The organism is Pseudomonas sp. FW300-N2A2 (assembly GCF_017351735.1).
GTDB classification, from domain to species: domain Bacteria; phylum Pseudomonadota; class Gammaproteobacteria; order Pseudomonadales; family Pseudomonadaceae; genus Aquipseudomonas; species Aquipseudomonas migulae.
This window is the reverse complement of the sequence record NZ_JACNDU010000011.1, coordinates 140,110-153,956: the sequence shown is the minus strand read 5'-3', so window position 1 is coordinate 153,956 and position 13,847 is coordinate 140,110. Positions and strand designations below refer to the sequence as shown.

Below are 13,847 nucleotides of genomic sequence, written 5' to 3'. Positions count from 1 at the left end.
TGTAGGAGCTGGCTTGCCAGCGATAGCGGTCGTACAGCCAACATTTACAGTGAGACGGACATCGCCATCGCTGGCAAGCCAGCTCCTACAGGGATCATCTATTGGCTCAAGCAGTCGGCAAATAGCTGCTGGATTGGCTGCAAACGCTGGCTGTAGCGCTGCAACAGCACAATCTCGCGGTAGAACGTCAGTTCGCCCAACCGGATGATCCGCACCTTCGCGCCATACTCAAGCCACAACCCGGCCTCAGGAAGCAGCGACACACCCAATCCGCATTCAACCATTTTGACGATGGCTTCCAGTTCATCCAGTTCCAAAGCCACCTGCACATCAATCTGCTGCTCACGCAGGAACCGCGTCACCAGGCGCCCACCGAAGGAATTGCGGTCGTAGCGCACATGGGGATGGTTCGCGAGGATCTGCAACGGGTCATCACCTTCAAGCTCCGGCGGCACGATCAGCACAAACGGTTCCTTGCGAATGACCTGCGCCGACAACTCCTTGGGCAACTCGAACGGCGGCTTGATCAGGATGGCCAGATCAACCTCCCCGGTATCGACCTGGCTCAGCAGATTCAGCGAAACGCCCGGCACCAGTTTCGGCTCCAGCAACGGCGCTTGCTGACGCAGTCGCAACAACGCCTGGGGCAACAAACCGGTCTGGGCCGTGGCCACTGCGCCAATCTTCAACTCGCCGCGGTACTCGCTGACGTCATCGCTGACCGCCATGCGACTGAAGGTTTCCAGCATCTCCCGGGCCATTGGCAACGCCCGTTGCCCTGCCGCATTGAGAATCGCCTGACGCCCGGTGCGATCGAACAAACGAATGCCCAACGCCTGTTCCAGGTTGCGCATCTGCGCGCTGACCGCCGACTGCGTCAGGCCGATGTGCATGCCGGCGGCGGCGAATGTGCCGTAGCGTGTAACAGCGATGAAGGTTTTCAGTTCACGCAGCATGACGGTCTCGATTGATCGAAATAATTTGAGCTCGATGCAAAAACTATCGTCTTTCAATCGAAAAGCACAGCGCTAAACTCCACTTCAACCACCGTCAATCTGCGAGGCACAGCGATGCAACTCTCCCCTTTTCACTTGGCCATCCCGGTATATGACCTCGCGGCAGCCCGGACTTTTTATCGTGACGTCTTCGGTCTGGAAGAAGGCCGGTCCAGCGACCATTGGGTCGACTTCAATTTTTTCGGCCATCAACTGGTGATTCACCTCGCGCCCAAAAACGCCTCACAGGAAGCGGCGCACACCAACGCCGTGGACGGGCATGACGTGCCGGTGCCGCATTTTGGCGTGGTGCTGGGGATGGATGAGTGGGAGGGTTTGGCTGAACGGCTGAAGGCGCTTGAAACTCAATTCGTGATCGAACCGGGTATTCGGTTTCAGGGGTTGGTTGGCGAACAGGCGACGATGTTTTTGTTCGATCCTTGCGGTAACGCGCTGGAGTTCAAAGCGTTCAAGGATATCGGGCAGCTGTTTGCCAAGTGAAGATATGGGTGAATGAAAGAGCCCCATCGCGAGCAGGCTCGCTCCCACAGTGGATCTTCGCAGAATACAAAACCTGCATTCGGCACAAATCCTTGTGGGAGCGAGCCTGCTCGCGATGAGGCCCGCTCATACACCACCGAAATTCCAGCCTACTGGTGCAACGCCCTCTCCGCCTCAATCAGCAGTTCATCGATCGAGTGATGCAGATTAATGTCGTACTCAACCTGGCCAATGCTGAAGCGAATGTCATAACCGCGACGCATCGTGGCGTTGCGCTCGTCGAGGATTTCTTCGAGCCGCGACTTGATGGCGCCAATGTCCACGGCGCTTGAACCGGTCAACAAGGCCACAAACTCGTCGTCGCCGAGCCGGCCAATCACATCGTTTTCGCGAAAGGCGATGCGCAGCACGTCGGCAAAGGTTTTCAGGGCGTTATCACCCTCGGCGCGGCCGTACAAATAGTTGATGTGCTTGAAATTATCGAGGTCGAAAAACAGCAGCGTGGCCGGTTTTTCCAGTTGCTGACAGGCGTCCAGCCCCAGTTGGGCCAGTGTCGTGAAGCCGTGACGGTTGGACAGCAGCGTCAACTCATCCATGCTCGCCATCTGCACACCAATCACTTCCTGCTCGGCTTTACGGGCCTGATCACGCAGCAATTGACGCGCTTGCTGGGGCGACAGCAACGGGTCTGCGTTAGCGCCGTGTTTTACCGGTTTGCCTGGGTTCAGCATGACTCACTCCATTGGCGGGTATGTTCTTTAGAGTGGTCCATACCCGGTTTGACTCCCGATTAACGGACCGTCGGTCAACTGCCCACCACCGGACAAGGCCCTCCGGCCTCGGCCCAGCGCTTGAATTGAGTGACGAAAATATCGTGCGGCACCGGCACCGGCGCTCGCCCTTCACCCGGATTCCAGCCCCACAGCACCAGTTTGTCGTCGCTGACATGCTTGATCAGCGCGGCGAAATCCCGGTCGCCATTACTGGAGCGGTCCTTGATCATTGCGCACAATTTGTCGGCCGGCAGCCCGATCCAGGCCATTTTGTGCGCCGCAGGCGGCAGGCTCCAGTGCGGTGCACCCGGCGGAGCATGCGGGCCGTAACTGGCCGGCGGATTGCTGTCGGCGTGGCAGGTGGCGCACGGCAAACCGGCCGCGCCCTTGCCGTCCATGCCGCGTACGACGTTCATCGCGTGGGGCGTTCCGGCATCGAACTGCAACGGTGAATCACCCGGGATATGGCAGTTCTGGCAACGCGGGCTTTGAAACACTTTCTGCACGGTATCGAAAGCCTTCAACGCTTCTCTATCCTCTGAGAACAGGTCCGTGGCGTAGATCGTCAGGAGGATCAGCACCACTGCGCCCAGAATCAGATGTCGCCTCATCTCACACCCCCGACAGTTGCAAGGGCAGTTCGCGCAACCGTTGCCCGGTCAGGGCAAACACTGCGTTGGCCACCGCCGGCGCCGTGGGCGGCACGCCCGCTTCACCGATGCCGCCGGGTTTGTCGGTGCTGGGCACGATATGCACTTCAACCACCGGCATTTCGTTCAGGCGCAGCACCTGATAGTCGTGGTAATTGGACTGCACCACCTGCCCATTCTTGAAGGTCAGTTTGCTGTGCAGGGTAAAGCCGAGGCCGAAGGTGATGGCCGACTCCATTTGCGCCGCGATGCTCATCGGGTTGACCGCAATGCCGCAGTCCACCGCGCACACCACCCGGTGCACGCGGATCTTCAGGTTGTCCTGGGACACCTCGGCAACCTGCGCGACGTAGCTGCCGAACGACTCATGCACCGCGACACCCAGTGCATGCCCATCCGGCAATGGCGCTGTCCAGTTGGCCTTCTCGACCGCCAGGTTCAACACACCAAGATGCCGCGCATGGTCCTTGAGCAAGGTTCGCCGGTACTCCACCGGGTCCTTGCCTGCCGCTTCGGCCAGCTCATCGATCAACGACTCCATCACGAACGCCGTGTGGGTGTGCCCGACCGAACGCAACCACAACACGGTGATGCCGGTTTTCGGCGAATGCAGTTCCACCTGATGATCGGCCAAGCCCTCGATGTAAGGGCTGTCGACAACGCCTTCGACCGACGTTTTGTCGATACCGTCCTTGACCATGGTGGCCGCAAACGCTGTGCCGTCCATGATCGACTGCCCGACCATCACGTGCTTCCAAGCAATCGGCATTCCACTGGCATCCAGGCCGATACGCGCCTGATGCAGGAACGCCGAGCGGTAATACCCGCCACGGATGTCGTCCTCACGCGACCACACCGTTTTCACCGGGCCGCCCGCCGCCTTCGCAACCTCCACGGCCTCAGCGACAAAGTCCGAAGTCGGGTTGGCCCGCCGGCCGAAACCGCCGCCCAGAAACTCGGTATGAATCTCGACCTGCTCGGGTTTGAGCCCGGTGATTTTTCCCGCGATCATCTGATCCAGCGTCTGGAACTGCGTACCGGTCCAGATTTCGCATTTGTCCTGGGTGATTTTCACCGTGCAATTGAGCGGTTCCATTGGCGCATGAGCCAGGTACGGCACGCTGTACTCGACGTCAATCGCCTTCGCTGCCTTGCGCAAAGCGCCCTGCGCATCCCCGGCCTTGCTGGCCGAAGTGCCCGGCGTGGCGGCGAGTTTGCGAAAGCTCTCCAGCAGATGTTGGCTGTCGAGCCCGGTGTTCGGCCCCAGATCCCAATCGACCTTCAGCGCATCGCGCCCCAGTTTCGCCGCCCAGTAATGATCGGCAATCACCGCGACGCCCGTCGGCACCTGCACCACTTTGTGCACGCCCGGTATCTCCAGCGCTTGCGCGCCTTCAAAGGATTTGACGCTGCCGCCGAACACCGGCGCGCGGGCAACCATCGCGGTCATGAGTCCGTCGAACTGCACGTCCATCCCGAACTTGGCTCTCCCGGTGATTTTCTCCGGTGTGTCCAGGCGTTTGGTCGGTTTGCCGATGACCTTCCAGTCTTTCGCCTCCTTGAACTTGATCGATGCCGGGTCCGGTGCCGGCAGCTTGCCCGCGTCATCGGCCAGTTCGCCGTACGTGGCACGGTTGTCGCCGGCAATGACCACGCCGGACTCGGTGCGAATGGTCGAAGGCGCAACATTGAAGCGCTTGGCGGCGGCTTCGATCAGCATCAACCGCGCCGCCGCGCCCGCCTGACGGTAGCGATCGAACTCCATCCAGGTCGAGGTCGAACCGCCAGTGATTTGCATCCCGCCAAACCCGGGCAGACCATAGTCGGCGGCCGACGCTGGGGCGTGTTCGACGCGGATTTTCGACCAGTCGGCGTCCAGCTCTTCGGCGATCAGCATGGTCAGGCCGGTCCAGATGCCCTGGCCCATTTCAGAATGGCCGAGCAGCACGGTGACGCTGTTGTCGTTACCGATTCGTAAAAATGCATTGGGCGCGAAGACGTTGCCCTGATTCTCGGCGCCCATGGCAAAACGGTGGGCGCCGGGGATGACAAAGGCGATCACCAGCCCACCGCCCAGCACTGCGCTGCCCTTGAGAAACCCACGGCGCGATAACGGATTGATGCTGTTCATGGTGCATGACTCCCGTCAACCGATGTCGGCGGCGCGTTTGATCGCGGCACGAATCCTCGGGTAGGTGCCGCAGCGGCAGATGTTGCCGGAGAGCGCCTGGTCGATGTCGCTGTCGGTGGGCTTGGGGATCTTCGCCAGCAGCGCCGCCGCCGACATGATCTGCCCGGACTGGCAGTAGCCGCACTGGACCACATCGAGTTCGGCCCAGGCTTGTTGCACCGGGTGCGAACCGTCGGTGGACAGGCCTTCAATGGTGAGGATTTTTTGCCCATGGGCCACTGCCGTGGCGGGCGTGATGCAGGAGCGCAGCGGCGCCCCGTCGACATGCACGGTGCAAGCGCCGCACTGAGCCATGCCGCAACCGAATTTGGTGCCGGTCAGGTGCGCGACATCGCGCAGGACCCAAAGCAGCGGCATGTCCGCAGGGACATCCAGTGCCTGATCCTTGCCATTGATGTTGAGGGTCAGCATGACGAATTCCTCAGACTCACGGCCCATGCAGGAGCGAAGTTTGCTCGCGAAGGCGGTGTGACAGACGACTTCCATGTCAAATGACACGGCCCCTTCGCGAGCAAGCTTCGCTCCTACAGGTAGCGCTGTTTGGGTTATCCCTATAGCTAAGCGCAAATTGCCGGGCGAGACCGGTTCATCGACCACCGGTACTCTCAATACCGCCTCAAACCTGTAGGAGCCGGCTTGCTGGCGAAGCGGTTTTATGGCCGCTGCCGCTTCGCCAGCAAGCTGGCTCCTACAGGTTGCGTCGGGGCTTAGAAATCGGTGGACACCGACACTTCGCGCCAGGCCTGCAACTCACCGGCGACAAAGGCGTTCTTGGCTTCGATCGCCGCGACGCAGTCACTGCCCAGCGGCAGGCGCAGCGGTGCTTTTTGCGCTTCCACCAGGGTGATCATGACCTGGGCCAGTTTGTCCGGATCACCGGGCTGATTCAGGGTCACGGCCTTGGCAATCTTGCGTACTTCACCCGCAGTGCCGTCGTAGTCGGCAATCGAGGACGGCGATTCGACCAGCGAATTGCCTTCGAGAAACTCCGTGCGGAAATAGCCCGGTTCAACGATGGTGACCTTGACGCCCAGCGGCTCCAGCTCGGCATGCAGCGCTTCACTCAAGCCTTCGACGGCGAATTTGGTCGAGCAGTAAACACCGAATCCCGCCCCGGATCTGTAACCTCCCACCGATGACAGGTTGATCACATGCCCGCTGCGAGCGGCGCGCATGTAAGGCAGGACGGCGCGAGTGACGTTCATCAAACCGAAGACATTGGTTTCGTACACGCGGCGAACTTCATCGGCAGTGGCTTCTTCTACTGCGCCGAGCAAACCGAAACCGGCGTTGTTGACCAGCACGTCGATGCGTCCGAAGTGCTCGATGGCGGCTTTTGCGACCGCAACGCCCTGCGCTTCGTCAGTGACGTCGAGGGTGACGGCCAGCAAACCGGGTTGATCGCCAAAACGCTGGGTGATGCTGTTGGCATCGCGGGCGGTGGCAACCACCGCGTCACCGTTGGCCAGCGCAGCGGCGGCGATTTTTGCGCCGATACCGCGAGAAGCGCCTGTGATGAGCCAGATACGCTTGAAGTTATTGGAGGTGGTCATGAGCGTGTTCCTTGTGTGCAGTGGGGGTAGGCACAAGGTACGCAGGAAGATTGCCCGGAAAAATGCCCTCGTGTTACAAGCACTATGAAACGCTCTTTCATAATGGCACCGCGATGAATCACGATCCTTTCGATGGCTTGACTGAGTTTCTGGCGGTGGCCGAGCACAAGAGTTTCACCCTCGCCGCGACGCGGTTGGCGGTCACTCCCACCGCTGTCAGCCATGCGATCAAATTGCTCGAGCGCCGTACGGGTGTGTTGCTGTTCCAGCGCACCACACGCCGGGTGGCGTTGACTGAAGCCGGGGCCAGCCTGTTTGCGCGGTTGCGGCCTGCGGCCAGTGAAATCGATGAGGCGCTGGCGGTGCTCAGCGGCTTTCGCGATCAGCCCATGGGCACGCTGCGCCTCACTGCACCGAGGCTGTCGGGGGCCTTGTTGATGGAGCCGCTGATTCCGCTGTTTCGCGAGGCTTATCCGCAAGTCACCCTCGACATCTCCCTCGATGACGCCACGGTGGACCTGATGGCTGGCGGCTTCGATGCCGGTATCCGCCTGGGCGAGTCCATCGAAAAAGACATGGTCGCGGTGCGCCTCACGCCGGATCTGCAATGGTCGGTGGTGGGTGCGCCGGAGTACTTCGCCAAGGCAGGCAAACCGGCCAGCCCTGAAGACCTGACCCGTCATCAATGCATCGGCTTTCGCTTTTCGACCTCGGGGAGCGCGCACCGCTGGGAATTTCGCCGCGAGGGGCGCGATTTTACCGTGGGTGTCGAGGGCGGCGTGATCGTCAATGACCGAAGGTTGCTGGTGGCGGCCGCCCGTAGCGGTTCGGGCCTGGCGTATGCCTGTGATCTGGAAATCGCCGATGAGTTGGCGGACGGCCGACTGGAGCGGGTGCTGCAACCGTTCGTGCCACTGAGTTCGGCGCTGTACCTGTATTTCCCCAGCAGAACCCAGACTCAACCGAAGTTGCGCGCCTTTATCGACCTGGCCACCCGCTGGATCGCCGAACAGGGTGGTCTGGGACGAGGCTAGCGTCTCGGCACAAGCAAAATACCGGTCTGATGCCTCAAACCGCTGCGGTGACCAAACCCTTGCCCATCCGATGCTGGGCCAGCAGGCGCATGACATAGCCGATCTTGATCAGGGTCGGCCCGATGATGGTCATGGCATGCATCGCGACCAACACCACGATCGGCAGGTGTCCGGCGTAGAGATAAGCGCCGTAGATGCCTGCCAGCAACAGCGCCAGGCCCGCGCCCAACATGTTGCTCGACAGGTGCAAGACATTCTGAGGATTGCTGAAGTAAGCGAACATATTTCCGTACTCCCGAATCAGACCAGTTGTACGTTTGTTATTTCAGGTTTCGTGCCAGTTTTTTAAGCTATAAAAATCAAAACGCTGCGACGAAGGCAGTCAATTTGACCTGACGCCATAACAGTCAATACGACTACGGCAAGAGTCAATTTGACTTCACCAAGGCCCTCTGCCTGTCTACACACCCTAAAAGCAAACCAATATCATTTGCACGCAGCTGAACCTTTTGTTTTAATCGCGACCAATTCTTATTTGCACCAACGGCGCCTGTCGCCCATGGATATCTGTTCACGATGATGGTCGCCGATTCTTCCAGCGTTCAGAACCTCTACGTCACGCATCACCGCTGGCTGCATGAGCTGCTGCGCCGACGCTTGAGCAATGCGTTCGATGCTGCCGACCTGGCCCATGACACCTTTATCCGCGTGCTCAAGCGCCCTCAAGTCTTCGATTGCGAAAGTCGCGAGCGCTCCTACCTGGCGACCATTGCCCGTGGCTTGTGCATCGATCACTGGCGCCGTCGACAGCTGGAACAGGCGTGGCTGGAAACGCTGGCTGCACGCCCGCAGGCGGTTCAACCGTCGCCGGAGCAACGGGCAATCATCGTCGAGACCTTGTATGAAGTGGACGCCATGCTGCTGCGCCTGCCAAAGAATGTGCGCGACGCGTTCATCCTGGCCCAGTTGCATGGCCTGCCCTACCGCGCCATCGCCGAAGAAATCGGTGTGTGCGAACGCATGGTGAAAAAGTACCTGGCACAGGCGCTGATGCACTGCGCGATGCTTGAGGCCGAACTCGATGGCCTGTTGATCGAGTAGCGCCATGCCCGCCGTCTCTTCCAACTCGATCAGCCATGCCAGCCTCGAACAAGCGGCGCAATGGTATGTGCAACTCAACGATCAGCACGTCGGCGATCAGGAACGTCAGCGCTGGCAAGCCTGGCTGGCGCAAAGTGGCGATCATCAGGCGGCCTGGCGCTATGTCGAGCGTGTTGGCCAGCGCTTTGCCGCGCTGCAAGATGATCACCCACAGGCCGCCGGACTTGTGCTGCGTAATACCGCGCGCTCGCCGATCAGCCGTCGGCAGACAGTCAAGAGCCTGCTCATTCTCGCATCGGGCGGGCTACTGGGCTGGAACGCCTGGCGGGAATCTTCGCTGCCGGACGCTCTGGGCCGATGGACCGCCGATCTTTCCACGGGCACCGGCGAAACCCGGGAAAGCCTCCTGAGCGATGGCAGCCGCATCTGGCTCAACGCCCTCAGCGCGCTGAATGTGCGTTTCGACACCACGCAACGTCTGCTGCTGTTGAATGCCGGGGAAGTGTTGATTGATACCGCCAAGGACAGCAGCCGAGCCTTTCTGGTGCAAACCACCGAAGGCCGGATGCGCGCGCTCGGCACTCGTTTCAGCGTGCGCCAGGAACAACAGCGGACGTTGCTGAACGTCTACGAAGGCGCGGTCGAAGTTCGAACCACGGCGGGCCAGGTGCAGGTGGTCGAGGCCGGACGACAATTGGCGTTCACGCAAAACCACACGCCGCCTTCCACCGAAGCAGCGGCGGGCCGCGAAGCCTGGCGCCGTGGTCTGTTGCTGGCGGACAACCTGCCGCTGGGGCAGTTGATCGACGAATTGAGCCGCTACCGACCGGGGCATCTGGCGTGCGACCCGGCCATCGCCGGTTTGCCGGTGATGGGGTCGTTTCCGCTCAAGGACACCGATCAAGCCTTGCGCCTGCTGGAAGCGGCGCTACCGATACGCGTCGAAAAAACCATGGACTGGTGGGTCAACGTCGCGCCAAAAGCGTGAACCAAAAACATTTCAACGCCACAGTTCCCTTTTTGGTTTTTCGTTCGGTTAACCCTGTGAAGCACTTCAATTGCCGCTCGATCTTATTCCAGGGAACACCCTTTTGCGCGACTCCTTCGCTCGCACTCGTTTTGCCTTGCGTCCGTTGGCACTGGCCCTTCCGGTCGCGCTGCTGAGTCTTGCCCCGACCTTCGCCCACGCCGGAACAGCCGGCACCAGTGAACAGTCCACTCGCCAGAAGCGTTATTACACGGTCGCTGCCGGCTCGTTGGTCAGTGCACTCAACCGTTTCGCCGAACAGGCGGGGATATTCCTCGCCGGCCGCAACGATCTGGCGAGTGATAAATACAGCCCGGGGCTCGAAGGCGAATTCACCGTGCAACAGGGCTTGCAGCGACTGTTGCAAGGCAGTGGCTTGCAAGCCCAGCCTCAGGGCGACCGCGGCTATGTCCTGCAGGTTGCCCCCGCAACGAATGGGCCGCTGGAACTGGGCACCACCAACGTTTCCGGCCGGGCGCTCGGCGCCATCACCGAAGACAGCCACGCCTACACCCTCGGATCGACCTCTTCAGCCACCGGGCTGTCGCTGTCCTTGCGTGAAACCCCGCAGTCGGTGTCGGTCATCACCCGCCAGCAATTGGACGACCAGGGCTCCACCAGCATCGCCGACGCCCTGCGCCGTGTGCCCGGCGTCAGTGTGCAGAACTACGACAGCGAGCGTTGGGAGTTTTCCAGCCGTGGCCTGCCGATCACCAACTTCCAGTACGACGGCGTCAACACCGACTACGACGGCGTCTACGATTACGGCACCACCAGCACCGACATGGCGACCTTCGACCGCGTCGAGATCATCAAGGGCGCCACCGGGCTGATGACCGGTTCGGGGGACCCATCGGCCACCGTCAACCTGATCCGCAAGCGCCCGACCAAAGCATTCAAGGCCTCGATCACCGGCGCCGTCGGCTCCTGGGACAACTATCGCAGCACTGGCGACATTGCTGGCCCACTGACGGAGAGCGGCAACGTGCGCGGGCGTTTCGTCGGGGCGTATCAAGACCGCAGCGCGTACCTGGACAACTACCGCAACACCCGCGACATCGCCTACGGCATCCTCGAAGCCGACCTGACGCCGGGCACTCTCGTGACCGTCGGTATCGACCAGCAAAATACCCGCTCCCGTGGCGCCAGCTGGACCGGTTTCCCGATGTACAACAGCGACGGTTCGCGCACCCGTTTTTCCCGTTCGTTCAACCCGGCCACCGACTGGAGCCGGCGCGATTTCACCAACCAGACGATCTTCGCCTCGGTGGAACAGCAACTGGTGAATGACTGGAAGCTGAAGGTCAGCTACGACCGCAAGCATCGCCAGCACGACACCTTCCTCGCCTCGGCCAGCGGCGGCAATCCGGACCCGCTCACCGGCAACGGCATGTTCATGTACATGGGCCGGTTCAAGGGCGACCAGTTGCAGGACAACCTCGACGTCAATTTCACCGGCCCGTTCAACCTGCTGGGTCGCGAGCATGAGCTGATCGCCGGTTTCATGTCGATGCACACGCGCCAGGACATCCCGGTGCACGGTTCGGTCTACCCGCCCCTCGACGGCAGCATCTTCGACTGGCGCGGCGAGTTCGCGAAACCGGACATTGCCAGGGTCGGCGACAACGACATCGACCAGCGTCAGACCGGTGCCTACCTGGCCACCCGGCTCAAGCCAACCGACGACCTGGCGGTGATCCTCGGCGCCCGGGTCAGCCGCTTCACTGCCAGCGATGAGCTGGACTACAGCGACCCGACCACCAAGGATGTGCGCGACAGCTATCGCCAGACCGGCGTGGTCACCCCGTATGCCGGGCTGGTCTACGACCTCGACGATACCTGGTCGGTGTACACCAGCTACACCAGCATTTATCAGCCGCAGATGAGCAAGGATGCCGAGCGCAAACTGCTCGACCCGGTGGAAGGCGACAGCTACGAGGCCGGGCTCAAGGCCGAATTCCTTGACGGGCGCTTGAACGCCAGTTTCGCGGTGTTCCGCATCGAACAAGACAACGTTGCCGAGTACGTCAGCGGTGTCGACACCGAGTCGGTGTACCGCCCGGTGCAAGGCGCCACGACCAAAGGCTTTGAAGTCGAAGTGGCGGGTGAAGTGATGGAAGGCTGGAATCTGTCGGCCGGCTACAGCTACAACCACACCCGCGATGCCAAGGGCGATTACGTCTACGGCTCGATCCTGCAAACCACCGCGCCGGAACAAGTGGTTCGGGTGTTCAGCACCTACCGGCTGTCAGGGACACTGGAAAAACTCACTGTCGGCGGCGGGGTGAACTGGCAGAGCGAATTCTTCGGCAATGTGTTCCAGCCCAACCCCGACGACCCGGTCAACTTCGGCCAGTCTTCGACAATCACCCAGCAAAGCTATGCCCTGGTGGACGTCATGGCGCGTTACCGCTTCAACGACCACCTGAGCACCACGCTGAACGTGAAGAACCTCTTCGACCAGACCTATTACACCGGGCTCGGTAACTTTGGCACCGGGTTCTACGGCGAGCCTCGCAACGTGCAACTGACCACCCGCTGGGATTTCTGATCGATAACTTGTCGATCTGCGGTACTTCCGAGCCCCTCCCGGCTGACTACGCTGAAAGTTCAGCACGAGTGAACCGTGGAGAGGATTACCGCCATGCAACGCGTTCAGAAGCTCACGCCCTGCCTGTGGTTCGACGATCAGGCGGAGGAAGCCGCGAAGTTTTACTGCTCGGTGTTCGATCATTCAAAAATCACCGCCACGACCTACTATGGCCACGCCGGTTTCGATTTGCATGGCCGCCCTGAAGGCTCGGTCATGACGGTCAGCTTCGAGCTCGACGGACAGAGTTTCACCGGCCTCAACGGTGGCCCAATGTTCAAGTTCAGCGAGGCAATCTCGTTTCAGGTCAATTGCCAGACCCAGGAGGAAGTCGATCACTTCTGGGGCGCCCTGAGCGCGGGGGGCGTCCCTCAGGCCCAGCAATGCGGCTGGCTCAAGGACAAATTCGGCCTGTCGTGGCAGATCGTGCCAATCGCCCTGATGAACATGATGAAAGACCCCGACACGGCAAAATCACAGCGCGCCATGGAGGCGATGCTGCAAATGAAAAAACTCGATATCGCTGCACTGCAACGAGCCTTTGACGGCGAGAGCTAATACACTCCGGTGCTGACCTGCCGAGGACACCGACGATGAAGCCCACCGCTGGCAAAGACGCTGACAAGGCCCCCCGCTTCTGGCGCGACGATGCCCTGCCCTTCATTGAAGCCCGCTCCATCGCCGATGGGCGCGAGGTCTGTTACACCCGGCATGCCCACGAGCACTTTTCCATCGGTGCGATTACCGCCGGGCGCAGTACCTATATCCATGAACAATCGGAGTTTGAGGTCAGCGCCGGCACCGTGGTGCTGATGAATCCCGGTGACGTCCACGCCTGTAATCCAATCAATGACCAGCCGTGGTCGTACTTGATGTTGTACGTCGATACGCCGTGGCTCACCGACTTGCAGCATCAGCTCGGGTTCGGCAGCGACTTGGCGTTTCGGCGGTTTTCCATCACCCATACGTCTGACGCCAGCCTGTTTGCCGGCCTGAAGGCGTTGTTCGAAACACTGGTCGACAGCGAGCAGGACGTGCTGAGCAAACACAGCGCGGCGGTCGAGTTTTTCACCGACGTGCAGCAACGCCTCAACCCCGGCGATCAACCGCTGCGCGAGCCCAATTTCAAACTGGAGCGCGCGGCTGACTACATCCGCGACAACTGCACGCAAATGCTCAAGCTCGAAGACATTTGCGACGCTGCGCAACTGTCGCCGTCCTACCTGATCCGCGCCTTCAAACAGCATTACGGCATGACTCCCCACGCATTTCTGGTCAACCGACGCATCCAGTTTGCCCAGGATCGACTGCGCAGCGGCAAGCTGATCGCTGACGTGGCGCTGGAAGCCGGGTTTGCCGATCAGGCGCATTTTCAGCGGGCGTTCAAACAGCATCTGGCGGCGACACCGGGGCAGTATCGCGGCTGAATGAT

General features: G+C 60.7%; 14 protein-coding genes. 7 read left to right on the top strand and 7 right to left on the bottom strand.

Annotated features, from left to right (window positions below; genetic code table 11):
• Positions 1 to 98 precede the first annotated feature (98 nt).
• Positions 99 to 956 (bottom strand): LysR family transcriptional regulator, encoded by an 858-nt coding sequence (locus tag J4E42_RS16475; RefSeq protein WP_207285674.1) that lies wholly within the window; start codon positions 954 to 956, stop codon positions 99 to 101.
• 114 nt (positions 957 to 1,070) lie between these two features.
• Here J4E42_RS16475 and J4E42_RS16470 point away from each other — a divergent pair, with 114 nt between their 5' ends.
• Positions 1,071 to 1,496 carry a VOC family protein gene (locus J4E42_RS16470; protein ID WP_008038247.1) on the top strand — a complete coding sequence of 142 codons (426 nt, stop codon included), beginning with the start codon at positions 1,071 to 1,073 and terminating at the stop codon, positions 1,494 to 1,496.
• A gap of 149 nt (positions 1,497 to 1,645) precedes the next feature.
• On the opposite strand, the gene J4E42_RS16465 is transcribed toward J4E42_RS16470, so the two are convergent.
• The 5 genes from J4E42_RS16465 to J4E42_RS16445 all read right to left on the bottom strand — a co-directional run bounded on the left by J4E42_RS16465 (position 1,646) and on the right by J4E42_RS16445 (position 6,663).
• Positions 1,646 to 2,227, bottom strand: a complete 582-nt coding sequence (locus J4E42_RS16465) for a GGDEF domain-containing protein (protein ID WP_207285673.1) — start codon at positions 2,225 to 2,227, stop codon at positions 1,646 to 1,648.
• A gap of 74 nt (positions 2,228 to 2,301) precedes the next feature.
• Positions 2,302 to 2,880 (bottom strand): hypothetical protein, encoded by a 579-nt coding sequence (locus J4E42_RS16460; protein ID WP_008038245.1) that lies wholly within the window; start codon positions 2,878 to 2,880, stop codon positions 2,302 to 2,304.
• A 1-nt stretch (position 2,881) separates the two neighbouring features.
• Positions 2,882 to 5,050: a xanthine dehydrogenase family protein molybdopterin-binding subunit gene (locus J4E42_RS16455; protein ID WP_207285672.1), complete on the bottom strand. Its 2,169-nt coding sequence runs from the start codon at positions 5,048 to 5,050 to the stop codon at positions 2,882 to 2,884.
• A 15-nt stretch (positions 5,051 to 5,065) separates the two neighbouring features.
• A complete protein-coding gene (locus J4E42_RS16450) occupies positions 5,066 to 5,521 on the bottom strand; it encodes a (2Fe-2S)-binding protein (RefSeq protein ID WP_207285671.1) in 456 nt (151 codons plus the stop codon).
• Between the two features lie 296 nt (positions 5,522 to 5,817).
• Complete coding sequence (locus tag J4E42_RS16445) at positions 5,818 to 6,663, bottom strand: oxidoreductase (protein WP_207285670.1); 846 nt, start codon at positions 6,661 to 6,663, stop codon at positions 5,818 to 5,820.
• Positions 6,664 to 6,776: 113 nt separating this feature from the next.
• On the opposite strand from J4E42_RS16445, the gene J4E42_RS16440 reads away from it, so the two are divergent.
• Positions 6,777 to 7,697: a LysR family transcriptional regulator gene (locus J4E42_RS16440; protein WP_259331688.1), complete on the top strand. Its 921-nt coding sequence runs from the start codon at positions 6,777 to 6,779 to the stop codon at positions 7,695 to 7,697.
• A 34-nt stretch (positions 7,698 to 7,731) separates the two neighbouring features.
• On the opposite strand, the gene J4E42_RS16435 is transcribed toward J4E42_RS16440, so the two are convergent.
• A complete protein-coding gene (locus J4E42_RS16435; RefSeq protein ID WP_192227370.1) occupies positions 7,732 to 7,980 on the bottom strand; it encodes a transmembrane sensor/regulator PpyR in 249 nt (82 codons plus the stop codon).
• A 293-nt stretch (positions 7,981 to 8,273) separates the two neighbouring features.
• Here J4E42_RS16435 and J4E42_RS16430 point away from each other — a divergent pair, with 293 nt between their 5' ends.
• From J4E42_RS16430 to J4E42_RS16410, 5 genes are all read left to right on the top strand, one after another.
• Positions 8,274 to 8,798 carry a sigma-70 family RNA polymerase sigma factor gene (locus tag J4E42_RS16430; RefSeq protein ID WP_192227371.1) on the top strand — a complete coding sequence of 175 codons (525 nt, stop codon included), beginning with the start codon at positions 8,274 to 8,276 and terminating at the stop codon, positions 8,796 to 8,798.
• Between the two features lie 4 nt (positions 8,799 to 8,802).
• Complete coding sequence (locus J4E42_RS16425; protein ID WP_207285668.1) at positions 8,803 to 9,786, top strand: FecR domain-containing protein; 984 nt, start codon at positions 8,803 to 8,805, stop codon at positions 9,784 to 9,786.
• Positions 9,787 to 9,889: 103 nt separating this feature from the next.
• Complete coding sequence (locus tag J4E42_RS16420; protein WP_207285667.1) at positions 9,890 to 12,376, top strand: TonB-dependent siderophore receptor; 2,487 nt, start codon at positions 9,890 to 9,892, stop codon at positions 12,374 to 12,376.
• A 93-nt stretch (positions 12,377 to 12,469) separates the two neighbouring features.
• Entirely contained in the window at positions 12,470 to 12,973 is a 504-nt protein-coding gene (locus J4E42_RS16415) for a VOC family protein (protein WP_008038228.1), read from the top strand.
• Between the two features lie 35 nt (positions 12,974 to 13,008).
• Positions 13,009 to 13,842 (top strand): AraC family transcriptional regulator, encoded by an 834-nt coding sequence (locus J4E42_RS16410; protein WP_207285666.1) that lies wholly within the window; start codon positions 13,009 to 13,011, stop codon positions 13,840 to 13,842.
• Positions 13,843 to 13,847 lie beyond the last annotated feature (5 nt).